Origin of the sequence: Subtercola boreus (assembly GCF_003399645.1) — a bacterium.
GTDB classification, from domain to species: domain Bacteria; phylum Actinomycetota; class Actinomycetes; order Actinomycetales; family Microbacteriaceae; genus Subtercola; species Subtercola boreus_A.
Genome location: NZ_NBXD01000030.1, coordinates 197,844 through 223,116, shown reverse-complemented (window position 1 = coordinate 223,116; position 25,273 = coordinate 197,844). Strand labels below are relative to the sequence as shown.

Below are 25,273 nucleotides of genomic sequence, written 5' to 3'. Positions count from 1 at the left end.
TCGCGCGCCGCCCGGCGGGCATCCTCAGCCCCCCACAAGCCGTCTCTCTCCCCCCCCCACAAGCCATCCCCTTCCCCTCACAAGACAGAGCAGTCACCCACTGCGGCAGAGAAGCCGCACCAAGTAGAAGGAACGACGAATGACCATTCGCAAGCGGTTCTTGTCCCTCACCGTGGCCATCGGACTCAGCGCCGTCGCGCTGACGGCCTGCAGCAGCGGCGCCCCCGGCGCTGACGAGCCGGTACCCACCGGCACCGTCGCCGGCGCTCCCAGCTGGTGCGGCCCCAAGCAGATCACCCTCGGTCTGCTCGACGGCTTCGGCGGCAACAGCTGGCGCCTCATCACCACGGCCGCTGGCGCCGACGAAGTGAAGAAATGCCCGAGCGTCACGAAGTACGAATACGCCGACGGCCAGGGCGACACCCAGAAGTCGATCTCCGACATCCAGGGCATGGTCGCGAAGGGTGTGAACGCCCTGGTGGTGTTCCCGGATGCCGGTGAAGCCATGCTGCCCGCGCTCCGCAGCGCCTACCAGGCCGGGGTCGTCACGGTTCCCTACCGCGTCAACCCGGGTGGAAAGGATGGCGTGGACTACGACGCGTGGATCGGCGCCGACTTCACCACCGACGGCGCGAACTGGGCCAAGTGGATCCAGACCAACCTGCCCGACGGCGGCAACATCCTGTTCATGAGCGGGCCGAAGGGCAACAGCCAGGGCGAGGACGAGTACAACGCCATGACCGGCATCCTCGACCCGGCCAAGTACAAGTTCATCGGGGAGACGCCCTTCGAGCCGACCAACTGGGACCCGGCGCTGTCGCAGCAGGTGCTCACCTCGGCCATCGCGAAGAACCCGAAGATCGACGTCATCGTCTCCGACTTCGGCCCGTCGCTGCTCGGTGCGCTGCCCGAGTTCCAGAAGAGCGGTCGCTCCATCCCCGCCCTCGTCACCAGTGACGGCAACTCGCTCGGCTGCTTCTACGAGCAGAACAAGGCGGCGAACCCCGACTTCAAGATGATGACGGTCGCCACCGGCAACGACAACGTGCGTCTGGCTGTGCAGTACGCGGTGGCGAAGGCGACCGGCGGCACCCTGCCGTCGACCACGAAGTTCGAAGCTCCCGTCTTCGAGGACTCGGTCTCGGGCACCCCGAACCCTGTCGAGTGCAAGAGCGACCTGCCCGGTGACATCTTCCTCTCAGCCGAGATGCCGGCCGCCGACCAGGCAGCACTGCTGAACAAGTAGCACCCGCACCAGACGAAGCACCCGCACCAGAAGCGGTCCCCGCTTCACACCAGCACCACAGAACAAAGGTGATCTCTTGAACAACACAACGTCTGTCTCGGCAGAGACGATCGTGACGGTGTCGGTTCCGACACTCTCGCTCAGCGACATCACGAAGACCTATGCCGGCGTCGTCGCTCTCGAGAACGTCTCGTTCGATGTTCTCCCCGGGGAAGTGCACGCCCTCCTCGGGGAGAACGGTGCGGGCAAGTCCACGCTCATGAATGTGGCGTCGGGTACCGTGCAGCCCGACAGTGGAACCATCAGGGTGGGCGGTGAGAGCATCGACGTGCTCACCCCCGCCCTGGCCGCAACGTCGGGAATCGCCATCGTGCACCAGCATCCCGCTGTGCTGCCCGACATGACGGTTCTCGAGAACCTGCAGGTCGCGCTGCCGAAGTCGGCCTTCCAGGCGGAGTCGGGCTCAGACGGCACAGAGCAGATCGCGGCCCGGATGCTCGCTGAGGTCGGCCTCACCGCCCACCTCCGCGACCGGGTCGAGTCTCTCACCGTCGCCCAGAAGCACTTGCTCGAGATCGCGAAGGCGCTCGCGCTCAAGCCGAAGATCCTCGTGCTCGACGAGCCGACGGCTCCGCTCGGACAGGATTCGGTCGACCTTCTGTTCGCCCGGGTTCGCGCCGTGGTCGCCGCCGGTACGTCGGTCATCTACATCACCCACCGTATGGCCGAGGTCAGGCAGCTGGCCACCCGGGTGACCGTGCTTCGCGACGGCCGCTTTCGCGGAACATCCGCCGTCGACAAGATCACCGACGATGAGCTCCTCGCCCTCATCGTGGGCCGCAAGCTCGAGTCGACCTTCCCCCCCAAGCACGAGTCGACCGGATCCGAGGCGATCAACTTCGCCCTCACCGGGTTCACCGGCCCCGGTTTCGAAGACGTCAATGCCGCCACCACGCCCGGCCAGATCCTGGGCATCACGGGTGTCGTGGGCAACGGCCAGAGCGAGCTGCTGCGTGCCCTCGCCGGGCTGGAGTCGTTCACCGGAACGGCAACGATCGGTGACCGCGAGGTCACCCCGAGCGAGCTGTTGCACCGCACCGGCTACATGCCGGCCGACCGTCATCGCGAAGGTCTGATGATGACGCTGACCGTGCAGGAGAACGCAGCGATCACTGCGCTCCGCAAGTTCAAGAACGCCCTCTTCCTCAGTTCTCCCCGCGAGGTCGAGAAGGTGGGCGCCACCCTCGATTCACTGAACGTCAAGGCTTCCGCCATGGATGCGGTGGTCTCCTCTCTTTCGGGCGGCAACCAGCAGAAGGTGGTCATGGCGCGGGCGCTGCTCTCCGAGCCGCTCATCGTCGTCGCCGACGAGCCGACCCAGGGCGTCGACGTGGGCGCTCGACTGGAGATCTACAAGATCCTCCGCCAGGTGTCGGCCTCGGGCATCCCGGTCATCATCGCCTCCTCCGACGCCAAAGAGCTCGAGGGCCTCTGCGACCAGGTCATCGTCATGTCGCGCGGGCACGCCGTCGACCTGCTCACGGGTGACCAGATCACCGAAGAGAAAATCGTGCGGGCCGCGGTGAGCTCGACGGCGCACACGGTCGAGATGCCGTCGGTGCGACCCTCGCGCGCGAAGACGGCCACGGGCGTCGGGGCTGCGCGGTCGGCCGGGTTCTCGCGCTTCGTGCAGGGCGACTATGCCCCGACCGTGCTGCTGGTCGGCATCATCGTGCTGCTCGGCGCATTCATCTTCAGCCAGAACGCGCGGTACCTCTCGGCCTTCAACATCTACTCGGTGCTGACGCTCGTCGCGGCCCTCGGGTTCATCGCGCTCGGGCAGACGATCGCTCTGATCATCGGCGGGATCGACCTGTCGGTCGGCCCGCTCGCCGGGTTCCTCGTGGTGGTCGGTTCGTTCTTCTTCAACGATGACAAACCGCTCTCGATCGTCGCTCTCGGGCTCGTGCTGACGTTCGTGCTCGCGATAGCGACGGGTTTCGTGAACGGCGCCCTGATCCGGTTCGGCAAGTTCACCGCCATCGCCGCCACCCTGACGCTCTACATCGCGCTGCAGGGTCTGAGCTTTCTCCTGCGCGACTCGCCCGACGGCTACATCGGCTCGGGTGTGACAGCAGTGATGACCACCAAGGTCGGCTCGGTGCCGGTCGCCTTCATCGTGCTGGTCGTGGTCGCAATCGCTCTCGAGTTCGGCCTGCGGCGCACCCGCTGGGGCCGACGCCTGCGCGCCACCGGCTCGAACGAGGAGTCGGCCCGTCGCATCGGTGTCGACATCAACAAGACGGTGGTGCTGGCCTACATGCTCACCTCGATCTTCGCGTTTCTCGGCGCGATCATGCTGATGGTGCAGATCGGTGTCGGCGACCCGGCGCAGGGGGTCAGCTACACGCTCACGAGCATCACTGCCGTGGTGCTGGGCGGCACCAGTCTGCTGGGCGGCCGGGGAACGTTCATCGGAACGCTGTTCGGCTCGATCCTGCTCATCCAGGTGCTGAACGCCACCACGTTCCTCGGGCTCTCGCAGATGTGGCAGTACATCTTCCAGGGCGTGCTCATCCTCGCGGCGGCGGTGCTCTACTCCGTCGCCCGCCAGCGTAAGAAGAAGCGAGAACTCACCACATGACTTCGCCGGGAATCAGCGAACGGATGCCCGCGGCCGTCTACCACGGTGCGCACGACATCCGCATCACCGACGTTCCGACGCCCGAGCGCCGTGCCGGCGAGGTGCTGGTGCGGGTGCTGCGCTCGGGCATCTGCGGCACCGATGCCACGGAGTGGTCGGTCGGCCCGAAGGTGTTCCCCGTCACCAGCGAGCACGCGGTTACGCACCACCACGGTCCGATGGTCCTGGGGCACGAGTTCGTCGGCGAGATCGTCGAGGTTCCGGATGCGGCCGAGGCCGCGTCACCCGCCGCCCCGGCCGGTTCGCCGTCGCTCGCGGGCAGCCTCGCCACCGGCCCCGGGGCATCCGTCGCGTTCGCCGTCGGCGACCTCGTCGCCAGCGGCGCCGGGGTCTGGTGCGGGGAGTGTGCCCGCTGCCTCGAGGGCCGCACGAACATGTGCCTGAACTACTACACGCTCGGGCTCAGCCTCGACGGCGGCATGGCGGGGTACGTCTCGGTTCCGGTGCGCACCCTGGTGCCGGTACCGGCCGCACTCCCGCTCGATTCAGCCGCGCTCGCCCAGCCGCTGGCGGTGGGTATCCATGCCGCCCGTCGCTCGGGTGCGCTGTCTGGCGACCGGGTGCTCGTGATCGGAGGCGGGGCGATCGCCTCGTTCGTGCTCGCCGGGCTGAAACACCTGCTCGACGTCGAGGTGACCGTGGTCGAATTCGCGGGCCCCAAGCAGGAGAGGGCGCTGCGCCTCGGTGCCGACCACGTCGTCAGCCCTTCCGAGCGGCTCACCGCCGATGTCGAGGCGGCGTTCGGCGGAGGCCGGGCCGACGTCGTGATCGAGGCCAGCGGAGCCCCCGGCCAACTTGCGGCAGCCGTCTCACTCGTGCGCAACGGCGGCCGGGTGCTGGCGGTCGGTCTGCCCAAGGTGCAGCCGACGCTCGACGTGCACTCGCTGGTCTTTCGCGAGATCACCCTCGACTCGAGCCTCGCCCACGTCTGCCAGACCGACCTGCCGGCGGCGCTCGCCATCCTGGCCTCGACGACACTCGGCGAGGAGCTGGTGGAGCGCGTCGTACCGCTCAGCGATCTCGGTGCTCAGCTCGACAGGCTGACAGCCGGGCAGGTCGATGGCAAGATATTGATCGACCCCTGGCTCTGAGCGGTGCTCCCCGCTCGTTCCCCGCACGCTCCTCAACTCCCCAGACGCGAAACAGGCCCCATGACTCTTCAGACCGACACCGCAGCCCCCTCCGACACCGCAGCCCCCTCCGACGTCGCCGACGCCGAGACCGCGCTGCTCGCACGCGTTCCCTCGCAGCTCTTCATCGGCGGTGAGTGGGTGGATGCCCGTGGCGGCGCCACGCTCGACGTGCACGACCCGGCGACCGGGCTGGTCATCAAGACGATTGCCGATGCCCGGGCCGAAGACGGGCTCGCCGCCCTCGACGCCGCCGTCGCCGTGGCCGAGGAGTGGGCCGAGACCGCCCCGCGCGTGCGCGGCGAGATCCTCCGCGGAACGTTCGACCTGCTTCAGCAGCGCCGCGAGGACTTCGCCCTGCTGATGACACTCGAGATGGGCAAGCCGCTCGCCGAGGCCCGTGGTGAGGTCACCTACGGCGGCGAGTTCCTCCGCTGGTTCAGCGAGGAGGCCGTGCGCATCGGCGGTCGCTACGGCCGCAACCCCGAGGGCACCGGCGCGATGATCGTCTCCGAGCGCCCGGTCGGCCCCGCGTTCCTCATCACGCCGTGGAACTTCCCTCTCGCGATGGCCACGCGCAAGATCGCTCCCGCGCTGGCCGCCGGCTGCACGGCCGTCGTCAAGCCGGCCTCGCTGACCCCGCTGACCACCCTGTTGCTGGCATCGCTGCTCGAGGAGGCCGGGCTGCCGAAGGGCGTGCTCAACGTCTTCACCACGAGCACAACGAGCGCCGTCTCCGACCCGATCATCGCCGACCCGCGCCTGCGCAAGCTGAGCTTCACCGGATCGACCGGCGTCGGCCAGCAGCTCATCAAGCAGTCGGCCCAGAACGTTCTGCGCACGTCGATGGAGCTCGGCGGCAACGCCCCGTTCGTGGTCTTCGAAGACGCCGACCTCGACAAGGCGGTCGAGGGGGCCATCGCCGCCAAGTTCCGCAACATCGGGCAGGCCTGCACGGCCGCCAACCGCTTCATCGTGCACAGCGCGGTCGCCGCAGAGTTCGCGTCGCGACTGTCTTCGCGGGTGTCGGCCTTCCGCATGGGCCGGGGCACCGAGGAGGGTGTGACCATCGGTCCGCTCATCAACGACGCCGCAGTCACGAAGGTCGATGCGCTGGTGACGGATGCCGTCGAACGCGGTGCGACGGTGCGTACCGGCGGGCATCCGGTCGACGGCGACGGCAGCTTCTACGAGGCCACCGTCATCACCGGAGTGGCGCTCGGCAGCGACATCCTGCGCGAGGAGATCTTCGGCCCGGTGCTCTCCATCGTCGAGTTCGACGACGAGGCGGAGGCTGTGCGCCTGGCGAACGACACGGAATACGGCCTGGTCAGTTACGTCTTCACCGAGAGCCTCGCCCGCGGACAGCGGATGATCGACAAGCTCGACACCGGAATGATGGGCCTCAACGTGGGTGTGCTCTCGAACGCGGCGGCACCCTTCGGCGGGGTCAAGCAGTCCGGCCTCGGCCGCGAGGGCGGCACCGAGGGCATCCGCGAGTACCTCAGCACCAAGTACACCCTCATCCCCGCATCCTGACCCCCGCCCCGGCCCGCCACGCGCGGGCCGGGCGCATCAGGGGTCGAAGAGGGTGGGGTGGCGCGCGAGCTCCAGTCGGGTGCGGCGGATGTGGCCGTAGAGCACCCGTTCGGCGTCTTCGGTGTCGCCGAGCCGCAGGGCCGCCACGAGCATGTGGTGCTCGTCGTGCACGATGCGGTTGCCGTCGGGGTCGAGCAGGCGGGTGTAGGCGCGCCGGTAGTGCTGTGTCGTGTTCCAGAGCCGGCGAACGGTGTCGCCGAGGATCGCCGTGGTGGCGCCGGCGTACGAGAGCAGGTGGAACTCCCGGTCGAGGCGCAGAAACTCCTCGGGGTCGCGGAGCGCCTGCATCGCGATCGCCAGCTCTTCGAGGCGGGTCAGCTGGTCATCCGTCAGGTTCAGGATGCTGTACCCGAGCAGCAGGGGCTCGATCCGCTCCCGCAGCTGGTAGATCTCCTCGCATTCGGCGAGGCTGAGGCGTGACACCCACGCACCCGTGTTGGCGACCAGCGTGATGAGCCCGTCGGCCTCGAGGATGCGGAACGCCTCGCGCACCGGGAGGCGGCTCGCACCGAATTCGGCCGCCACATCCTCCTGGCGGATCCGGGTGCCGGGCGGGTGCTCGCCGCGCAGGATCGAGTCGCGGAGGGCCCCCGCGATGCGTTCGCTGGCGACGCCGTTGCGGGAGGTGCTCACCCTCACAGCGTAGGGCGCGCGGGGTGCCAGAGCAGAACGTCGGCGTCTTTCTCGTAGGCCTTGCCGTTCGGGTAGCTCACCAGTTCGAGCTGCATGCCCCACGGGGTGAGAAAGTAGATCCACCGCTGGCCTTCGCTGTGGCTGCTGCTCGCGGTGGGTTCGCCCAGAACGGTGACACCCTTCTCGCGGAGGTAGTCGACGGCCTCGTCGAGGTCGTCGACGTAGAACGCCAGGTGGTGGCCGCCGACGTCGCTGTTGAGGGGCGGTGACTCGGCCCCGGCCGAAGCCGGCTCGTACTGGAAGATCTCGAAGTTCGGGCCTGTTCGGCAGCGAAAGAAGCGGAGCTCCCGCATGACCGTGCGCGGGTCGACGTTCATGTGGTCGAGCATCCATTCGCCGTCTTTCACGAACGGGCCGAGCGAGTAGATGTACTCGCAACCGATCACGTCGACGAAGAACGCCTGCGCCTCATCGAGGTCGGGAACCGTGAAGCCGATGTGCTCGGTGCCGACGAGGCCGGGGATTCCGGATGCCATGGGTCACTCCTTTGTTCGAACCCGCGTTGGATACAATCTAGCGCCAGAATCGCAAAAACCCTCGTAAAATCGACGCACAGACTGTACATTGGAGCCAATCGCGATCAACGGAGACCACCGCCATGCCGAAACAACGACGTTTGGAGCCGCTCGCTCCCTGGGTTGAACTGAGCACCACCGCCGCCGACTACAAGAAGGCCGACCCGGCCCTGCTGGCCACCATGCTGGGGCAGTTGCACCTCATCCGGGCGTTCGAGGAGACCGTGCTCGAACTCGCCGGCGAGGGCCTCGTGCACGGCCCCGCGCACTCCAGCATCGGCCAGGAGGGCGGCGCCGTCGGATCCATCGTGGGTCTCCGCTCGACGGATGCGATCAATGGCTCGCACCGCGGACACCACCAGTTCCTCGCGAAGGCGATCAACCACGTCTCAGGCGGCTCACTCGACCTCGGCACACTGGTGACCGACGACATCCAGACCGTGCTGCAGCGCACGCTGGCCGAGATCCTCGGGCTGGCCCAGGGCTATTGCCGCGGTCGCGGCGGCTCGATGCACCTGCAGTGGTTCGAGGCCGGCGCGCTCGGTACGAACGCGATCGTCGGCGGCGGCGTACCGCTCGGTGCGGGCAACGCCTGGTCGCAGAAACACGCCGGCACCACGGATGTCACGGTGAGTTACTTCGGCGACGGTGCGACGAACATCGGCTCGGTTCTCGAGACCATGAACCTCGCCGCCGCCTGGAAGCTGCCGCTCACCTTCTTCATCGAGAACAACCTCTACGCGGTGTCGACCCGCGTCGACGAGGTCACCGGCGAGCCTCGCCTCTCCAGTCGCGGCCAGGGCTTCGGCATTCCGTCGTGGCGGGTCGACGGCATGGATCCGCTGGCCGTGCACCTCGCGATGGAGGCGGCCGCCGAACGCATGCGCAACGGTGACGGCCCCGCGGTGATCGAGGTCGAGGTCTACCGCTTCTTCCACCAGAACGGGCCCTACCCCGGCAGCGCCTTCGGCTACCGGAGCAAAGAAGAGGAGGCCGAGTGGAAGAAGCGCGACCCGCTCGACCGCGTCGCCCGCGAGATGATCGCTCTCGGCCAGCTCGACGACGAGGCGGTGGCGAGCATCCGCAGCCAGGCGCAGGCGGCGATGACGGATGCCGTGGGCCAGCTCATCGAGGCGAATCCCGACCTGCCCGGCAAGCGCCGCATCAAGCTCGACCTCTGGCCCGACATCGACTTCGTGAACGTCGGTGTGCGCGGCGACACGAGCGAGCTGAACGATGTTCGCACCCTCGAGCCCCTCGAGTACACAGGTGAGCTCGAGAAGCGCAAGTTCGTCGACGCGGTCGCCGCCGTGATGGATCGCCGCATGGAACAGGATGACCGCATCGTCGTACTGGGCGAAGACGTGCACCGGCTGAACGGCGGTACCAACGGTGCCACGAAGGGCCTGGCGAAGAAGTTCGAGGGCCGCGTGCTCGGCACCCCGATCAGCGAGAACGCGTTCGCGGGGCTCGGCGGCGGCATGGCGCTCGACGGGCGCTACCGCCCCGTCATCGAATTCATGTACCCCGACTTCATGTGGGTGGCTGCCGACCAGGTGTTCAACCAGATCGGCAAGGCCCGGCACATGTTCGGCGGTGCGAACCCCGTGCCGCTGGTGCTGCGCACGAAGATCGCGATGGGCTCGGGCTACGGCTCGCAGCACCTGATGGACCCGGCCGGCATCTTCGCCACGAGCCCGGGCTGGCGCATCGTCGCCCCCTCGACGGCGGCCGACTACGTGGGACTGATGAACGCGGCCCTGCTCCTCGAAGACCCGGTGCTGGTGATCGAGCACGTCGACCTCTACGCCGACCAGAGCGAGGTTCCGGCGGGTGACCTCGACTACATCCTGCCGTTCGGCAAGGCGGCGCTGCGGCGTACGGGCGACGACGTGACGATCATCAGCTACCTCTCGATGGTCAAGCACGTGCTCGAAGCGGTCGAGGAGACGGGGTTCGACGCCGACGTGATCGATCTGCGCTGGCTCGACCGGGCGTCCATCGACTGGGAGACCATCGGCGAGAGCGTGAAGAAGACGAACAGCGTGCTGATCGTCGAACAGGGCGCGCGGGGAACGTCGTACGGCGCGTGGCTGGCCGACGAGATCCAGCGCCGGTACTTCGACTGGCTCGACCAGCCGGTCGAGCGGGTCACCGGCGAGGAGGCGTCGCCGAGCATCTCGAAGGTGCTCGAGCGGGCGGCCATCGCGCGAACAGAAGAAGTGGTCGCCGGTCTGCAGCAGATCGCGCGCGGAATGGGCGCGCAACCGCGCGGAACGGAAGCTGTCTGATGCCCACGATCGTACGCATGCCCGAGGTGCTGGCGAACGCCACGGAGGCCGCACTGCAGAGCTGGCTCGCCGAGGTCGGCGACGACATCGCCCTGGGCCAGCCGCTGGCCGAGCTCGAGACCGAGAAGGCGATGGTCGAGTACAACGCTGAGACGGCGGGCACGCTGGTGCGGATGCTCATCGAACCCGGTGACTCCGTCGACGTGGGTGCTCCGATCGCCGTGATCGCGGCGCCCGGGGAGACAGACGCCGACATCGATGCGCTCCTGGCATCGGTCGGCATCGGTTCGGCGCCCGCAGGTGCGGACGCCGCGGGCGGGCCGGATGCGGCGGCCGACGCCTTTGCTGCGGGAACGACGGGGGAGCCGACCGCCAAGGTCGAGACCCACAACGCCGTGCCGGTCGAGGCGGAGCAGGCGCTGGCCGAGCAGGCACCGGTCGAGCAGGAGCCGGTCGAGACGGGTCGGCGGTTCGTGAGCCCGCTCGTCCGCCGGATGGCCAGGGAGCAGGGCCTCGACCTGAGCGGTGTCTCGGGCAGCGGCCCCGACGGCCGCATCGTGCGCCGTGACCTCGAGGGGCTGAACCGTACCGCCGTCGCCGACTTCGCGGGCGTCGCCGACACCGCTCCCGATGAGGCTGACGCCGATCGCGGCGCCGTCTCCGTCGGCTCTGAGGCGGCAACGCCGGCTGCCGACGATTCGACGCCGGCGATCCCGGCAACGGCCGCCTCGGCCCCGCAGCCCGCCCAGGTCGTGCCCGCACAGGCGGCCGCGGCAGCGCCCGCCCAGGCGGCGCCCGCCAAAGCGGCGCCCGCAGCGCCGGCCGGCGACACCGAGCTCGTGCCGCACACCGGTATGCGCCGCGCCATCGCCCGGCGGCTCACCGAGAGCAAGCAGACCGTTCCGCACTTCTACCTCGTCGCCGACTGCAGGGTCGATGCGCTGATGGAGCTGCGTGCATCCGTCAACGCCAGCGCCCCGCGCAAGGTCTCGCTGAACGACTTCGTCGTGAAGGCGGTGGCGGGCGCGTTCAGCGAGGTTCCGGAGGCCAACGCCACCTGGGGCGACGACGGCACCACGCGCTACACGCAGGTCGATGTCGCCGTGGCCGTGGCCACTCCCGGCGGGTTGCTCACCCCGGTCATCCGCGGCGTCGACCGACTCTCGGTCACCGGTGTGAGCGCGAGAATCGCCGAGCTGGCGGGCCGCGCCCGCGAGGGCAAGCTGCGCCAGAACGAACTCGAGGGCGGCAGCTTCTCGGTGTCGAACCTCGGCATGTACGGCGTGCAGGAGTTCTCGGCCATCATCAACCCGCCGCAGTCCGCCATCCTCGCCGTGGGTGCGGCCAGGCCCGCTCCGGTGGTTGTCGACGGCGCCCTCGCGGTCGCGACCGTCATGACCGTCACGCTCTCGGCCGACCATCGCGTGATCGACGGGGCGCTCGCCGGGCAGTGGCTCGCGGCGTTCGTGAAGCGCATCGAGAACCCCCTGAGCATCCTGATCTGAAGCCCCTCAGCACCCTGATCTGAAGAAGGAGTACGACATGACAGCACGACTGCAATCGAAGACGATCATCGTGACGGGAGCGGCATCGGGTATCGGTGCCGGAATCGCCCGCGGCATGGCGGCCGAGGGGGCGAACATCGTGATCGCCGACCTGAACCTCGAGGCGGCCGAGGCGGTGGCGGGTGACATCCGTGAAGCGGGTGGCAGCGCGATCGCCGTGCGCGTCGACGTGACCGACGAGGATCAGGTGGCCGCCGGTGTGGCCGCGGCCGTGGCCGAGTTCGGCCGTCTCGACGTGTACTTCAACAACGCCGGGCTGAACGCTCCCGAGAACTTCCTCGACATCACCAAGGCGAAGTGGGACCTCATTCTGAACGTCAACAGCTTCGGCGTCGTGCTCGGCACCCAGCAGGCCGTGAAGCAGTTCATCGCCCAGGGCGGCGGCGGCAAGGTCGTCAACACTGCCTCGATCGCCGGCCGCCAGGGCTTCCCGAGTTTTGCACCCTACAGTGCCTCCAAGGCTGCCGTCATCTCGCTGACGCAGGCGGCCGCACGCTCGTTCGCAGGCCTGGGTATCACGGTGAACGCCTTCGCCCCGGGGGTGGTGGCGACACCGCTGTGGGACCAGCTCGACCGGGACCTTGCAGACATGGGCCAGCCCGACGCCGGCTTCGAGGGGATGTCGGGAGACATCCTGCTCGGTCGGCCCGCCACCCCCGCCGACCTCGTTCCCACCGCGGTCTTTCTCGCCTCGAGCGACTCGGACTACATCACCGGGCAGGTCATCGCGATCGAGGGCGGGATGATCCTCGTATGAGCGCCTCACCGAAGATCGCCTTCGTCGGAACCGGTGCCAACGGTGCCGGTATCGCCGCCGACCTCACCCGCGCCGGGCTCGACGTCACCTTCATCGAGCAGTGGCCCGTGCACGTCGAGGCCATGCGCGAGAACGGCATCACCGTCGTGATGCCCGACCGCACCGAGAACACCTCTGTCGTCGTGAAACACCTCTACGAGGTCGCCGAGCTGCGCGAGGCGTTCGACATCGTCTTCATCTTGATGAAGGCCTACGACACCCGTTGGGCGTGCGAGCTGATCAAGCCGATGGTCACGCCCGACGGTCTCGTGGTGGGGCTGCAGAACGGTATGAGCCTCGACGACATCGCCGACATCGTGGGGCCGGAGCGAACCGTCGGTGCCGTCATCGAGGTGGCGTCGAACATGTGGGAGCCGGGGATCGTCAACCGCGAGACCCCGCCGGAGCACGCGTGGTTCGCGATCGGGGGCATCCACCCGGCGGTCGACGCCGCGAGGCTGGCGCCCGTCGCGGCCGCTCTCGGGCATGCCGGAACCGTGGAGATCTCCGACGACATCCGCTCGTCGAAGTGGGGCAAGCTCATCGTGAATGCGGCCGAGCTGGTGCCGTCGGCCATCCTGGACCTCGAGCTGGCTCGCGCCATCCAGGTGCCCGGAATGTACGAGTTCATGCTGCAGTGCGGGAGCGAGGCGGCACGTACGGCGGTGGCCTCGGGCAGTCGGCTGCGTCCCATCTTCGGCATGACGGATGCCGCGCTCGACGACCCCGACGCGTTCGCCGAGCAGCTGCTCGACCAGGTGCTGAAACGATTCTCGTCGCCGACGACGCGCACGACGTCGCTGCAGGACTGGGTCAAGGGTCGCCGCAACGAGGTGCACGAGATCAACGGCCTGGTGGTCGACGAGCAGGCGAAGGTGGGCGGCAGCGCCCCGGCCAACGCCCGCGTCGTCGAGATCGCCCGCCGCATCGAGGCCGGTGATCTCGAGCGCGGCGAGACGAACATCGCCCTCCTGCTCGCCTGACCGCCCCGTTTTGCGCAAAAGCACCTAAACCTCCGGTCTTCGGTGCTTTTGCGCAAAACGCGCACGGGGCGCAGCGCGTGCGGGCGCGGGGCGCGCGGGCGTCAGCCCCCGAAGGCGGCGCGGCGGAGGGCGCGGGCGGGGTGCTCGTCGGGGAGGTGGGGCCCGGCGCCCGGGAAGATCTTCTCGCGGAGGGTGCCCGGTGCGTACGACTCCTGCATCATGCCGCGCCGGCGGAGCTCCGGGCTGACGTGGTCCACGAAGTCTTCGAAGGTGCCGGGGGAGACGACGTACTGCACGTTCATTCCGTCGACACCGGCATCCTGCCATTTCTCGAGGTGGTCGGCGATCTGCTCGGGCGTGCCCACCACGCGCAGGTTGCCGTACCAGCGCACCAGCTCGCCGATCGTGTAGCGGGGGTTCGGCGACATCGCAATGAGATCGGCCACGACGCCGGTCTGGCCCTCGGGGCGCGCGGCGATCTCGAAGATCGGTTCGGCCGGGTCGAGCCGGCTGAAGTCGTAGTTCAGAAAGACGCTCTGCTTCGCCAGGTTCGCCTCGATGCTCTGAAAGTCGGTGATCTCCTCGTGCAGGCGCTTCGCCTCCTCCTCGGTGCTGCCGACGACGAACCCGAGAATGCCGAAGAGCTTCACGTTCTGCGCCGAGCGGCCGTGCCGAACGGCGGCGGCCCGAACATCCTGAACCACCGGCCCCGCCTCGTCGGGTGAGAGGGCGTTGATGAACAACCCCTCCGCGTTCCGCCCCGCGTAGTCGCGGCCCCGCGGCGAGACGCCCGCCTGCATCAGGAAAGGGGTGCGCTGCGGTGACGGTTCGCTGAGGTGCGGGCCGACCACGTCGTAGAACGGGCCGACGTGGTTGATCTCGTGGATCTTCGAGGGGTCGCTGTACTGCCGCCGGGCCTTGTCGCGCACCACGGCGTCGTCTTCCCAGCTCGCCTCCCAGAGCTTGTAGACCACCTCGATGTAGTCGTCGGCCCGCGCGTACCGGTCACCGTGGTCGGGCAGTCCGCCGAAACCGAGGTTGCGGCCGGCGCCGGGCAGGAACGTGGTGACGATGTTCCACGAGATACGCCCGCGGGTGAGGTGGTCGAGCGTCGACATCTTGCGCGCGAACGAGTACGGGGGCTCCTGCAGGATGTTCTGGGTGAGCACGAACCCGAGGTCACGGGTGGCGTAGGCCAGGGCGGGGATGAGTTCGCCAGGGTCGTTGATGGGAAACTGCATACCGCTGTAGACGGATGCCTCGCGCGACGCCCCGAAGGTGTCATAGGGTGCGAGCACATCGGCAAAGAACAGCGTGTCGAAGTGCCCGCGCTCGAGCAGCTGCGCGATGTCGACCCAGTAGTCGATGTCGTTGTATTCGAGCTGCCGGCTGCCCGGCCAGGCCCACATGCCCTGGTCGTGGTGGGAGGCCGAGAAGATGTTGAAGGCGTTGAACAGCATGCGGGGCCGATCGGCCATGGTCAGTCGACCTCACCGGGCGCGATGCCGAACACGTCCCGGCCGATCTCGCCCGCCAGAACTTCGGTGGAGTACGCCATCAGCTGGCCCGCCTCGGCGTCGCGGAGGTGCCGCTGGATGGGCGAGGTCTTCAGGAACCCGGATGCTCCGCCTGCACGCACCGCGAGCTGGGCGACCTCGACCGCCACCTTGTTGGCCAGGTATTTGGCGCGCGAGAGGTTCGAGAAGAACGAGGGCTCGTGGTGGTCGGCCTGCCACAGCGTCTGGCGTACGAACGCCCGCACCGCCTCGAGTCGGCTCTGCACCTCGGCCACCTCGAACTGCAGCCACTGCTGGTGGCTGAGCGCTTTGCCGAGGATGATGCGCCCCCGGGCGTGCGTGATGAGCGCGGCGAGCGCGGCGTCGGCGACGCCCAGGGAGATCATCGGCAGGCCTGCGGGAATGACCGCGAAATCGGTCAGACGGGGCGTGCGCCCGCGCTGTTCGACGCGCAGCACGGTGTTGTCGAAGGACAGCAGCTGGCTGCGCGTCGCCCGAAGGCCCAGCGTGTCCCAGATCGGGATGATCGAGATGGAGTCGTCGGCCGTGGGGACTCCGAAGAACACCGGTTCACCGTCGACCAGCGCGTTCACAAGGAGGTAGTCGGCGATCTCGCTGCCCGAGACGAACCGCTTGGCCCCCTCGAGAGCCCAGCCGCCCTCGACGGGCACGGCGGCCTGCTGCGGGTTGAGGAAGCGGTTGCCGCTGGTCGGCTCCGAGAGCGCGTTCGAGAACCGCTTGCCGGCGAGTACCTCGTCGGCGTAGAACGATCCCAGCGTGTCTTTCGTGAGCAGGGCGAGGCTGACCGCGGCGCCGGAGTGCATGGTGAAGATGGTGCCGGTGGCGGGGTCGGCCTCACAGATCACCCGCACGATCTCGCCGAAGGCCTGGTAGCTGAGGCCCCGCCCCCCGACCTCCTGTGGAAGCATCGCCTCGGAGAGCCCGGCGTCGTGGAGCGACACGAGGTTGCCGACGGCGATCTCGGCCCTGTCGTCATAGTGCGCCGCTGTCATCGCGAAGGTGCGGGCGAGCTCGACGACGGCCTCGACCAGTTCGTTCTCCCAGCCGGCCAGAGCGAACGGGGTGGCCGAGAGGGCGATGGTGGGCGAGGCGGCGGTGCTGAGGGTGGTGGTCATCGGGGTCTCTCTGCGCGAGCGTGGCGGGCGGGTGTCAGCGGAAGGCGGGTGCGAGGGAGACGGCGGCGTCATCGATCGCGGTGAGCATCGAGCGCTGCAGATCATCCGGAGCGAAGCTGGCCGCGACCGACGCCTTCGCCAGCGTGACGAGCTCGGGCAGGCCCCAGTCGTAGGCACCCGCGACGAGGGCCCACTCGTTCTCGAGCCGGGTGCCGAGCGGGGCCGGGTCGTCGGTGTTCACAGTGACGATGACTCCGCGCCGCTGCAGTTCGGCGAGCGGATGCGACTCGAGGTCGGGGTAGATGCCCAGGGTGAGGTTCGAGCGCGGACAGATGCCGAGCGGGATCTCGTGCTCAGCGAGGTAGTCCACCAGCTCGGGGTCTTCGATCGCCCGCACCCCGTGGTCGATGCGGTCGGCGTGCAGCAGCCTGATCGCGTCCCACACGCCCTCGGGCCCGCTCGATTCGCCGGCGTGCACGGTGCGGCGGAGCCCTCCGCGTGCTGCGATGTCGAACGCCTCGGCGAACCGGATGCCCGTTCTGCCCGCCGAGCGCTCGTCACCGTCGATCGACAGGGCGATCACCCGCGCCGGGCGGTTCTCGGTGAGCCAGGTCGCCGCCCGCACGCCCGCCTCGGCGCTCTGGGTGCGCAGCAGGGAGTAGCAGAGGTTGACGGTAGCGAGTCCGTCGGCCTCCGCCTCGTCGAGCCCCGATGCCAGGGCGTCGAAGAGACCGGCCACGTCTGAGGCCCAGGGCGCCCAGTGCGTCGGATTGATGATCGCATCGGTGTACCGAACGCCCGATGCGCTCTGCCGCGCGGCGAACCGGTAGGCGATGCGTGCGAGCTGCTCGCGCGAGCGCACGAGCGAGCCCTCCCAGTCGAGGAACTGCAGAAAACCGCTGAGGCCGGTGACACCGATGCCGTTGCTCGCCCCGCCGCCGGTGCCGTTCTCGAAGGCGCCGGGGTTGTCGTGCGTGCTCACGTCGAAGAGCGTCGCCGCCGGGCCCGGAAGCGGTGCTCCCGCGGCCTTGGCCAGCTCGAGCAGGTCGGCGAGCTCGAGGGAGCCCTCGAGGTGCACATGCACCTCGGCCTTGGGGAGGGCGCGGATCAGGTTCTCATCGATGTGCATGTTGGGCTCTCTGGCTCGAAGAATCGTCGGTCGGGTGGGCCCGGGCAGGGATGCTGCGGCTCACCGTTCGGGAGCCGACCGTGCGGCGGCTCATCGCTCGCGCACCGGCAGCGCCCCGGAGATGACCCGCCCGCGGCTCACCACGGCGACGATGTTGGAGAGCTGGAGGTCGTCGATGTCGAGCCAGGGCCGGCCCCGGATGACGATGAGGTCGGGCGCGAAGCCGGCCGCGAGCATCCCGACCCGCCCGGCGAGGCCGACGCTTGCGGCGGCATCCGAGGTGGAGGCCACTAGGGTGCGCTCGGCGCTCCAGTCGAAAGCCCGGCGCATCAGGCGCACCTCCTCGAGCTGGCCCCCGTGGCCGACGAAGCGGCCGTTGGCGTCGGTTCCGAGCACGAAGCGCACGCCCGCCCGGCCGGCTCGGAGGAAGGCGGGGTCACGATCGGCGATCGCCTCCCGGGCCTTCTCCGCCGACTCCGCGCGCACACCGCCGCCACCAGCGGCGACGATGTCGTTGACGAGCAGCGTGGGAGCCACAGAGACGTTCGCCTCGACGAGTGCCGGCAGCTGGGCATCCGTCAGCCCGGTGGCATGCTCGATGGAGTCGACACCGACGGCGAGGGCGATGTCGATGCCCGCAGCGCTGTGACTGTGCGCGGCGACGAGCATGCCGAGCGCGTGCGCCTCGTCGACCGTGGCGGCGATCTCAGCACGGGTCTGGTTGCGCCAGCCGACCTGGTCGCCCATCGAGAGGATGCCGCCGCTGGTGTAGATCTTGATGCCCGTCGCACCCTCGCGGGCCCACTGGCGCACCAGCCGGCGGCACTCGTCGGGGGAGTCGGCCACGGGTGGCCGGTCGCGAAAACGCGGCGGCGTGAACAGGTCGCCGTGGCCGGCGGTCATGCCGACCGGCCCGTTCGAGAGCAGCCGGGGCCCCGCGATCACGCCCTGGTCGAAGGCCCGACCGACCGCGATCTGAACCGGGGAGGCCGCGAGGTCGCGGAGGGTCGTGACGCCGTAGCGCGCGAACCGCTGGGCGTGACCGGCGACGTGCAGCGCTTTCTCCTCGTCGGGCGTGACGAGCGGCCAGGCGTCACCGGGGCCGGAACCGTCGAGCACGCTAGTGTCGAGGTGCACGTGCGTGTCGACGAGGCCCGGGATGACCGCGAGCCCCTCGAAGCGTTCGGTGGCCGGTTCGACGGCCTCGATCGTGTCGCCCCGCCAGGTGATCCTCGACGGGCCGAGCGAGCGCTCGCCGTTCCACACCGTGATGCCGTCGATCGTTCCCTCTGCGCGGGTGTCGGTCTCGTCGTTCATTCTTGGTTCTCCACTCAGACCAGCGCGCCGAAGCGCCGGTCGACGAGGGCATCGAGGATGCTGACCACCGTATAGGCCAGCATCGTGAAGCCCGTGATCAAGACGGCCGACGCCCACATCGCGTCGTAGCCGAAACTGCCGGCCGAGCGCGAGATGAACCCGCCGAGCCCACCGCCGGTGGCCAGCCACTCGCCGATCATGGCGCCCGTCACCGCAGCCGGAACCGAGATGCGCGCCGACGCCATCACCGCGGGAAGCGACCCGGGCAGCGCGACCTTCCACAGCAGTTGCAGCGAACTGCCGCCGTAGGCGTGCACGAGGTCGCCGTGCTGGGCCTGGGCTCGTCGAAGCCCATACAGGATGTTCGCCAGCGCCGGCAGGAACACGACCAGGGTGACGATCGCGGTGACCCCGCCGATGGTGACCCCGAAGATCAGCGTGATCAGTGGGGTGATGACGATCACCGGGATGGAACGGAGGATGGTCGCCGTGGGCATCAGGATGTTCTCGAGCGTCACCGACAGGCTGAAGACCACGGCGGCGAGGAAGGCGATGGCGAGTCCGACGGCATAGCCGACGGCGAAGTCGCGGATGGTCTGCAGCAGGTAGCCCAGTATCTCGGGCAGGTTCTTGCCGGCGTTCTTGCCCGTTACGAGGTAGGCCCACACATCGGCCGGGTTCTTGCCGATCAGCGGGCTGACGTGGAAGAGCGGGAGGAACGCGACCCAGATTCCGGTGGCGATCAGGGCCGCGAGCACGACAAGCGCGACACGGTTGACGATCAGCCGGGGGATGGTGGGCATCAGTGCGAGCCTCCGCGGCGGACCCACGGTGTCACCCAGCGGCCGATCAGCGACACGAGTGCGTAGCCGAGCAGCGCGATCAGGCCGGCCAGGATGCTCATTCCCCAGACGCGCTGCGGGTCGATGTTGCGCTGGGCGGCGTTCAGGGCAACTCCGATTCCGCTGTCGATTCCGCCGAGGTACTCACCGACCACCGCACCGAGCAGGGCTCCGGGCACCGCGATCGCCAGGGCAGTGAACACGGCGGGAACGGCCGAGACGAGCTGCACCTTGCGAATCTGCGTGAACCGGCTGCCACCGTAGGCGCTGACCAGATCGAGAGCGGCCCGGGGAGCCGCGCGCATCCCGAGAATCGCGCCGATCATCGTCGTGAAGAACACCAGCAGAGCGGCGAGGAAGATCGCGGCCGACCGACCACCGAAGATGAGGATGATGATGGGCCCGACCGCGGTGATCGGCAGGCACTGGCTGACCACTCCGAGCTGCGTGACGATCTCTTCGAGCCGCGGAACGATGAGCACGATCGATGCGACGAGCAGCCCGGCGAGATTGCCCCAGAGGTAGCCCCAGCCGGCACGGCCGAGCGTCGAGGCGAGGTTGCCGGAGTAGTAGGGACCGAAGTCCTTGAACACGCTGGCCGCTGTCGCCCACGGGGTGGGCACGATCGAACTGCTCGGCAGCACGGTCGAGAAGGCCGCCCAGATGACCAGCAGCAGCACGATGCCGACGGCGCCGCCCAGCCACGGCCTGGCCAGGGCCCGCACCACGGGGGCGGAGATCGTCGTCACGCGGTCGCCTCGCGCCGGCCGTGCGCCTCGAAGAGCAGCTCGCTCAGGTGGTCGACGATCTCGTGGAACTCCGGCGAGCGCATGATCTCTGCCGGGCGGGGCCGGGGCAGCGCGATCTCGACCATCTCGACGATGCGGCCCGGGCGGGCAGACATGACCGCCACATAGTCCGAGAGCAGCACGGCCTCATGGATGCCGTGGGTCACCATCAGGGTGGTCACCGGCCGGTCGCTCCAGATGCGCTGCAGTTCGAGGTTGAGCCGCTGGCGGGTCATGTCGTCGAGCGCGCCGAACGGCTCGTCGAGAAGCAGGTGGTCGGGCCGAACGACCAGAGCGCGGGCGATCGATACGCGCTGCCGCATGCCGCCCGAGAGCTGGGCCGGGCGGGCATCCTCGAAGCCGGACAGGCCCACCAGTTCGATGAGCTCCTGCACGGCCGCCTCGTCCCGGCGGCCGATGATCTCCAGGGGCAGCCGGATGTTGGTGCGCACCGAGCGCCAGGGCAGCAGTGCGGAGTCCTGGAAGGCGATACCGAGATTGCTCCCCGCGCGGCTCCGACCGGTGCGGGGAGTCTCGCCGTTGACGCTCGCGGTGCCCGTGGTGGGCGTGTCGAGCCCGGCCAGGATGCGGAGGATCGTGGACTTTCCGCACCCCGACGGGCCGAGCAGTGAGACGAACGACCCGCGCGGAGTCGTCAGGTCGATACCGTCGAGCGCGGTGACGCTCGAGCGGCCGAGCCTGAAGGTCTTCGACAGGCCGGAGATGGCGACGCCGACGCCCTCTGCCGCCGGCGACTCTGTGGGTGCGGGGATGTTCATCACTTCAGGCTCGGGTCGTCCTCGAAGACCTCGTCGATGATCGAGGTGTCGAAGAGCTGGTCGGCGGTGATGTCGATGTCGGCGAGCTTCAGAGCGGCGATCGACTGGTCGATGAGATCAGGCGTGATCGTCAGCAACCCGTTCGCTGCGGAGTCGTCGGTGACCATCAGCGTGTTCTGCTTGGTCATCGCCGCGAGCTCCGTCACAGGGTCGAGGTTCTGGTCCTTGCCGTAGTCGGTGACGGTCAGGTCGGTTGCCGCCTGCGGGTCGGCCACGGCATCCTTCCAGCCTTTCACGATCGCCGTCAGCACGGCTTTAAGCTCGTCGCGGTGGTTGTCGATCGTGTCCTGGGAGGCGACGAGGGTCTCGCCCACGAGCGGGAGGCCCTGGTCGGCGAGGAGGAACTCGACCGCGGGGACCGCTGCCGCACCGACGGTTCCGCGAAAGCCGGTGGTGTAGCCGTTGTACCCGTCCACCTGGCCGCTGGCGAGCTGGTCGGGGCCGTTCGTCCACGGAACCGTCTTCACGTCGTCGGCGCTCAGGTTGTTGGCGGCGAGGAAGGCCTGCCAGACAAGGCTGTTGAAGTCGGCGACCGCGATGGTCTTGCCCTTCAGGCTGGCGGCGGTCGTCAGCGGTGCGCTCGCCAGGGAGACCACGTCGAACGGGTTCTTCTGGTAGTCGGCGGCGACGATCTTGATCGCGGCGCCCTTCACCACGGCGGGAGCGGTGATGAGCGGCGAGCTGATACCGATGATCGACTTGCCCGTCGCCACCTGCGCCTCGGCCGAGACGGCCGAGGACCCGCCCGCGGTCAGCGTGACGGTGCCGAAGCCCGCGTCGGTGAAGTAGCCCTTGCTGTCGGCGTAGTACTCGCCGGCGAACTCGGTGTTCTTCAGGTACGACAGCTGGATGTCGATGTCACCGTAGCTCACAGCGGCCGACCCTGAGGCGGTTCCGGTGCTGCTGCTGCCGCCCGAGCAGGCGGTGAGAGCGAGCGCCAGGGCGGCACCGGCGGCGAGGATGGCGACGAACCGTCCTCTGGGCGTGTGCTGGCGGGCGGGGGAGCTGTGGGTCATGGCGTGTCCTCAGGGTCGGGTGTGAGAGCAGGGGAGCGGATGCCCAAAGCCTAGGGAGCGGGCGCCGAAGCTAGTCAACAAGTCGAAATACAGAGACACACGGTGACGCTTGCATCACCCGTCTCGGTCTCCCGGAGCCCTCAGGAGGGCCCTCCTCTACTCTGCAGTGCCATCCGTCACCCTCTTTTACAACCGTGTGACGAACTTGTAAACAAGTGAGTGTGTCGGCGGTGTACTCAGCTGGTGCACCAGGGTGGGCGCACCGTTCTCACGAGCGAGTGGTTCACCATCCCCGGCCGGTGGTACTCGACGGTGTGAAAGAGGCGGCGGCCGCTCGCGCTGACGCCGATCTGCTCCAGCGTCATCACCGCCGAACCGAGGGGCAGCGCAAGCAGCCCGCTCATGCGCTCATCGACGATGGCGGCCCCGGGCGTGGCGATCTCCCAGATCACCGGCTCGCCCCAGACATCGGCGGCGGCCGAGAAGACGGAGCCGCCCGGCTCCTGGGTCATGCCCGGGGGCAGCAGCAGCCGGTCGTCGGCCACCATCGCGGGCACGCCGTCGGCGAGCCACCGCTTGACGGTGAACAGGCAGAGCGAGGCAGGGTCGCTCTCGAGCAGCGCCTGAACCTCGACAGGGATGGCCCCGACCGACCGCGACAACACCTCGACCGTGGCCGTGTACCCCATGCGCGTCAGCAGTTCGGCGTGCTCGAACTGCTCCTCCATCCGCACGCTCATGCGGAGGGCCACAGGGTCGACCGTGGTTGCCGCACCCTGTCGGCGACGCAGGATGCCCGAACGCTCCAGCTCGAGGAGGGAGTGCCGCAACTGCTGTCGGGAGCATCCGAGTGTCGCGGCCAGCTCGAGTTCACCGGGCAGCGGGCGACGGTTCTCGGCCGCCTCCCTGACATGCCGCAGCACCGCGCTTCGGATCCGGTCTTCGTCGTCGGTGGTGCGCCGGGGCGTCGGGATGCCCGGGAAGGTGCTTGTCACCGGTGCTCCCTCACGGCCGAAGTCGACGTCATACCGCCAGCCTATGTCGAGCGCACCTCGATGTTCTGCCACAGTGGTGACACCAGCAGAAGGCCGGTCGCACCCTGGGGGCACCATGATCAGCAGAGAACTCACCACCGGTCGCCGCATCGGCGTCGTGCTCCAGGCGGGAGACGACGTCATCGGCTCCATTGTCGAAGCCTGCCGGCAGCACGACGTGCGGCAGGGGTACATCCCCGTGTTCCTCGGGGCCTTCCGTTCGGTGCGTCTCATTGCGAGCCACGAACCCATCGCCGACCCCGAGCCACCGCTGCCCGCTGCCGTCGAGGTGGCCTACACCGAGGGCATCGGCAGTGGCTCCCTGGTCTGGAACGAGCAGACCGGCACGCCCACCGTGCACCTGCATGTCGCGGTCGGCGCCAAAGACCGGGCCGGGCTCGCCGCAGCCGGCCATCTGCTCGCTGCGACGACCCACTACACGGTCGAGCTCGTGCTGGAGGAGGTGCTGGCTCCCCGTATGGTGCGGGTGGCAGACAGCGCTGCCCACGGCCTGGAGAATCTGCGGTTCGAGTGACCTGTGGTTCAGACGATATGGTGCAGACATGAAACGCCGACGACTGCCCAAATCGCTGCCGGCAGTCATCCTGATCGTGGAGGTGCTCATCCGCATCGCGGCGGTGATCATCGTGCCGCCCAACCGGCGGCCGACGGCGGCCATGGCGTGGCTGATGGCGATCTTCGTGGCGCCCATCCCCGGCAGCCTGTTCTTCAGCCTCTTCGGCACGACGAAACTGCCGAAGGAACGGCTGGAGAAGCAGCAGGAGATCAACGACTACATTCTCGACACCACGGCCGGGCTCGACCGGGTGTCGAAGACGAAGACCTGGCCGAAGTGGTTCAAGTCAGTCGTCGAGCTCAATCGCACTCTCGGTGCGATGCCCCTGGTGGGTGGCAACGACGCCGAATTGCTGCCCGACTATGAGGAGTCCATCGCATCGATGACGGCGGCGGTCGAGACGGCGGAGCGGTACGTGCACGCGGAGTTCTACATCCTGAGCCGCGATGAGACGACGAAGCCGTTCTTCGAGGCCCTGCTCGCGGCGCACCGCCGCGGGGTCAAGGTGCGGGTACTGTACGACCACATCTCGACCATCCGCAGCCCGAAGGGGCGTGCGACGAGGAGGTGGCTGCGCGCGGCGGAAATCGACTTCCACGAGATGCTGCCGTTCTATCCGTTCCGAACGAAATGGCGGCGGCCAGACCTCCGCAACCACCGCAAGGTGCTCGTCGTCGACGGTCTGATCGGGTTCATGGGCTCGCAGAACATGGTCGACCCGAGCTACAACACGCGGGGGAACATCAAGCGCAAGTTGCAGTGGAAAGACCTGATGGTGCGGCTCGAGGGGCCGGTCGTCGCAGGCGTGAACGCCATCTTCATCACCGACTGGTACAGCGAGACAGACGATCTGCTCAGCCGTGAGGCAGACCCGATTCGCGTCGTGCCCTCCGACGAGTCCCTCGACTGCCAGGTGGTGCCCAGCGGCCCGGGGTTCGAGGGTGAGAACAATCTGCGGCTCTTCAACGCGCTGCTCTACTCCGCGCAGGAGCGACTCGTCATCGTGAGCCCCTACTTCGTGCCCGACGACTCCATGCTCTTCGCGATCACCACCGCTGCCGAGCGGGGCGTCAAGGTGCAGCTCTTCGCCTGCGAGGTCGCCGACCAGGCTGTGGTCTACCACGCTCAGCGCAGCTATTACGAGACCCTGCTTCGTGCCGGCGTGCGCATCTACCTCTACGAGAAACCGGTGGTGCTGCACGCGAAGCACTTCACCATCGACGACGACGTGGCGGTGATCGGCTCGAGCAACATGGACATGCGCTCGTTCAGCCTCAACTTCGAGGTGTCGTTGCTCGTGCGGGGCAAGCGTTTCGTCGACTCCCTGCGCCGCGTCGAAGACAGCTACCGCAGCCGCTCGCACGAACTCGAGCTCGACGAGTGGCTGAAGCGCCCCGTGCGGTCACAGGTGCTCGACAACCTCGCCCGGCTGACCGCCTCTGTCCAATAGCCCTGTGCAGTAGCTCCCGGTGCTCCCGGTGCGGCGGCACCCTGTTCTCAGGTGACCTGCAGGGTGAGATTGACGACCTCGCGCGCGATCGTGCTGATCGGCGGTG

General features: G+C 68.4%; 21 protein-coding genes. 10 read left to right on the top strand and 11 right to left on the bottom strand.

All coding sequences use genetic code 11. The features are described 5' to 3' along the window. Nucleotides 1-139: 139 nt before the first annotated feature. From B7R24_RS15690 to B7R24_RS15675, 4 genes are all read left to right on the top strand, one after another. Nucleotides 140-1,246, top strand: a complete 1,107-nt coding sequence (locus B7R24_RS15690) for a substrate-binding domain-containing protein (RefSeq protein ID WP_116419887.1) — start codon at nt 140-142, stop codon at nt 1,244-1,246. A gap of 76 nt (nt 1,247-1,322) precedes the next feature. Then, nucleotides 1,323-3,890 carry an ATP-binding cassette domain-containing protein gene (locus B7R24_RS15685; RefSeq protein WP_216363732.1) on the top strand — a complete coding sequence of 856 codons (2,568 nt, stop codon included), beginning with the start codon at nt 1,323-1,325 and terminating at the stop codon, nt 3,888-3,890. After that, on the top strand, nt 3,887-5,041 hold the full coding sequence (locus B7R24_RS15680) for a zinc-dependent alcohol dehydrogenase (RefSeq protein ID WP_216363731.1): 1,155 nt from the start codon (nt 3,887-3,889) through the stop codon (nt 5,039-5,041). Before B7R24_RS15685 ends, B7R24_RS15680 begins: the two co-directional genes overlap by 4 nt. A gap of 60 nt (nt 5,042-5,101) precedes the next feature. After that, nucleotides 5,102-6,619 (top strand): NAD-dependent succinate-semialdehyde dehydrogenase, encoded by a 1,518-nt coding sequence (locus B7R24_RS15675; RefSeq protein WP_116419886.1) that lies wholly within the window; start codon nt 5,102-5,104, stop codon nt 6,617-6,619. A gap of 36 nt (nt 6,620-6,655) precedes the next feature. Here the strand turns inward: B7R24_RS15675 and B7R24_RS15670 are convergent, their stop codons facing one another. Together B7R24_RS15670 and B7R24_RS15665 are read right to left on the bottom strand one after the other, a co-directional pair. Beyond that, nucleotides 6,656-7,312: a GntR family transcriptional regulator gene (locus B7R24_RS15670; protein WP_253259499.1), complete on the bottom strand. Its 657-nt coding sequence runs from the start codon at nt 7,310-7,312 to the stop codon at nt 6,656-6,658. Between the two features lie 2 nt (nt 7,313-7,314). Beyond that, the gene (locus tag B7R24_RS15665; RefSeq protein WP_116419884.1) at nt 7,315-7,848 is read right to left on the bottom strand and encodes a VOC family protein; all 534 of its coding nucleotides are present in this window, start codon (nt 7,846-7,848) and stop codon (nt 7,315-7,317) included. A 122-nt stretch (nt 7,849-7,970) separates the two neighbouring features. Here B7R24_RS15665 and B7R24_RS15660 point away from each other — a divergent pair, with 122 nt between their 5' ends. Genes B7R24_RS15660 through B7R24_RS15645 form a run of 4 tightly spaced genes read left to right on the top strand, consistent with a single transcriptional unit; the run spans nt 7,971 to nt 13,522 of the window. Beyond that, complete coding sequence (locus tag B7R24_RS15660) at nt 7,971-10,178, top strand: alpha-ketoacid dehydrogenase subunit alpha/beta (RefSeq protein ID WP_116419883.1); 2,208 nt, start codon at nt 7,971-7,973, stop codon at nt 10,176-10,178. After that, the gene (locus B7R24_RS15655) at nt 10,178-11,683 is read left to right on the top strand and encodes a dihydrolipoamide acetyltransferase family protein (protein WP_116419882.1); all 1,506 of its coding nucleotides are present in this window, start codon (nt 10,178-10,180) and stop codon (nt 11,681-11,683) included. Before B7R24_RS15660 ends, B7R24_RS15655 begins: the two co-directional genes overlap by 1 nt. 37 nt (nt 11,684-11,720) lie before the next feature. Continuing rightward, complete coding sequence (locus B7R24_RS15650; RefSeq protein ID WP_116419881.1) at nt 11,721-12,500, top strand: SDR family NAD(P)-dependent oxidoreductase; 780 nt, start codon at nt 11,721-11,723, stop codon at nt 12,498-12,500. Then, nucleotides 12,497-13,522, top strand: coding sequence for a ketopantoate reductase family protein (locus B7R24_RS15645; RefSeq protein ID WP_116419880.1), 1,026 nt, complete (start codon nt 12,497-12,499; stop codon nt 13,520-13,522). Before B7R24_RS15650 ends, B7R24_RS15645 begins: the two co-directional genes overlap by 4 nt. A gap of 101 nt (nt 13,523-13,623) precedes the next feature. Here B7R24_RS15645 and B7R24_RS15640 read toward each other — a convergent pair whose 3' ends face one another. From B7R24_RS15640 to B7R24_RS15600, 9 genes are all read right to left on the bottom strand, one after another. Further along, complete coding sequence (locus B7R24_RS15640; protein ID WP_116419879.1) at nt 13,624-15,000, bottom strand: LLM class flavin-dependent oxidoreductase; 1,377 nt, start codon at nt 14,998-15,000, stop codon at nt 13,624-13,626. A gap of 2 nt (nt 15,001-15,002) precedes the next feature. Further along, nucleotides 15,003-16,175, bottom strand: a complete 1,173-nt coding sequence (locus B7R24_RS15635) for an acyl-CoA dehydrogenase family protein (RefSeq protein WP_116419878.1) — start codon at nt 16,173-16,175, stop codon at nt 15,003-15,005. Between the two features lie 34 nt (nt 16,176-16,209). Continuing rightward, nucleotides 16,210-17,304, bottom strand: a complete 1,095-nt coding sequence (gene add / locus B7R24_RS15630; RefSeq protein ID WP_116419877.1) for an adenosine deaminase — start codon at nt 17,302-17,304, stop codon at nt 16,210-16,212. A gap of 90 nt (nt 17,305-17,394) precedes the next feature. Further along, nucleotides 17,395-18,621, bottom strand: a complete 1,227-nt coding sequence (locus B7R24_RS15625; protein WP_116419876.1) for a metal-dependent hydrolase family protein — start codon at nt 18,619-18,621, stop codon at nt 17,395-17,397. A 14-nt stretch (nt 18,622-18,635) separates the two neighbouring features. Continuing rightward, entirely contained in the window at nt 18,636-19,424 is a 789-nt protein-coding gene (locus B7R24_RS15620) for an ABC transporter permease (RefSeq protein ID WP_116419875.1), read from the bottom strand. Then, entirely contained in the window at nt 19,424-20,212 is a 789-nt protein-coding gene (locus B7R24_RS15615) for an ABC transporter permease (RefSeq protein ID WP_253259498.1), read from the bottom strand. The genes B7R24_RS15620 and B7R24_RS15615 overlap by 1 nt, the downstream gene beginning before the upstream one ends. Continuing rightward, a complete protein-coding gene (locus B7R24_RS15610) occupies nt 20,209-21,030 on the bottom strand; it encodes an ABC transporter ATP-binding protein (protein WP_116419874.1) in 822 nt (273 codons plus the stop codon). The genes B7R24_RS15615 and B7R24_RS15610 overlap by 4 nt, the downstream gene beginning before the upstream one ends. Continuing rightward, on the bottom strand, nt 21,030-22,106 hold the full coding sequence (locus B7R24_RS15605) for an ABC transporter substrate-binding protein (protein WP_116419873.1): 1,077 nt from the start codon (nt 22,104-22,106) through the stop codon (nt 21,030-21,032). The genes B7R24_RS15610 and B7R24_RS15605 overlap by 1 nt, the downstream gene beginning before the upstream one ends. A gap of 236 nt (nt 22,107-22,342) precedes the next feature. Beyond that, a complete protein-coding gene (locus tag B7R24_RS15600) occupies nt 22,343-23,173 on the bottom strand; it encodes a GntR family transcriptional regulator (protein WP_172582868.1) in 831 nt (276 codons plus the stop codon). 43 nt (nt 23,174-23,216) lie between these two features. Between B7R24_RS15600 and B7R24_RS17690 the strand changes: the two genes are divergently transcribed. Together B7R24_RS17690 and cls are read left to right on the top strand one after the other, a co-directional pair. After that, nucleotides 23,217-23,675 carry a PCC domain-containing protein gene (locus B7R24_RS17690; RefSeq protein WP_172582867.1) on the top strand — a complete coding sequence of 153 codons (459 nt, stop codon included), beginning with the start codon at nt 23,217-23,219 and terminating at the stop codon, nt 23,673-23,675. A 28-nt stretch (nt 23,676-23,703) separates the two neighbouring features. Then, nucleotides 23,704-25,167, top strand: a complete 1,464-nt coding sequence (cls, locus tag B7R24_RS15590; RefSeq protein ID WP_116419871.1) for a cardiolipin synthase — start codon at nt 23,704-23,706, stop codon at nt 25,165-25,167. The last annotated feature ends 106 nt before the right edge of the window (nt 25,168-25,273 follow it).

Coding starts and splice junctions, on each gene's coding strand:
- B7R24_RS15605 (WP_116419873.1), bottom strand. CDS start 22,106: ATGACCCACAGCTCCCCCGCCCGCCAGCACACGCCCAGAGGACGGTTC.
- B7R24_RS15660 (WP_116419883.1), top strand. CDS start 7,971: ATGCCGAAACAACGACGTTTGGAGCCGCTCGCTCCCTGGGTTGAACTG.
- B7R24_RS15625 (WP_116419876.1), bottom strand. CDS start 18,621: ATGAACGACGAGACCGACACCCGCGCAGAGGGAACGATCGACGGCATC.
- B7R24_RS15655 (WP_116419882.1), top strand. CDS start 10,178: ATGCCCACGATCGTACGCATGCCCGAGGTGCTGGCGAACGCCACGGAG.
- B7R24_RS15675 (WP_116419886.1), top strand. CDS start 5,102: ATGACTCTTCAGACCGACACCGCAGCCCCCTCCGACACCGCAGCCCCC.
- B7R24_RS15665 (WP_116419884.1), bottom strand. CDS start 7,848: ATGGCATCCGGAATCCCCGGCCTCGTCGGCACCGAGCACATCGGCTTC.
- B7R24_RS15635 (WP_116419878.1), bottom strand. CDS start 16,175: ATGACCACCACCCTCAGCACCGCCGCCTCGCCCACCATCGCCCTCTCG.
- B7R24_RS15620 (WP_116419875.1), bottom strand. CDS start 19,424: ATGCCCACCATCCCCCGGCTGATCGTCAACCGTGTCGCGCTTGTCGTG.
- B7R24_RS15680 (WP_216363731.1), top strand. CDS start 3,887: ATGACTTCGCCGGGAATCAGCGAACGGATGCCCGCGGCCGTCTACCAC.
- B7R24_RS15650 (WP_116419881.1), top strand. CDS start 11,721: ATGACAGCACGACTGCAATCGAAGACGATCATCGTGACGGGAGCGGCA.
- B7R24_RS17690 (WP_172582867.1), top strand. CDS start 23,217: ATGATCAGCAGAGAACTCACCACCGGTCGCCGCATCGGCGTCGTGCTC.
- B7R24_RS15640 (WP_116419879.1), bottom strand. CDS start 15,000: ATGGCCGATCGGCCCCGCATGCTGTTCAACGCCTTCAACATCTTCTCG.
- B7R24_RS15610 (WP_116419874.1), bottom strand. CDS start 21,030: ATGAACATCCCCGCACCCACAGAGTCGCCGGCGGCAGAGGGCGTCGGC.
- B7R24_RS15690 (WP_116419887.1), top strand. CDS start 140: ATGACCATTCGCAAGCGGTTCTTGTCCCTCACCGTGGCCATCGGACTC.
- B7R24_RS15645 (WP_116419880.1), top strand. CDS start 12,497: ATGAGCGCCTCACCGAAGATCGCCTTCGTCGGAACCGGTGCCAACGGT.
- add (WP_116419877.1), bottom strand. CDS start 17,304: ATGCACATCGATGAGAACCTGATCCGCGCCCTCCCCAAGGCCGAGGTG.
- cls (WP_116419871.1), top strand. CDS start 23,704: ATGAAACGCCGACGACTGCCCAAATCGCTGCCGGCAGTCATCCTGATC.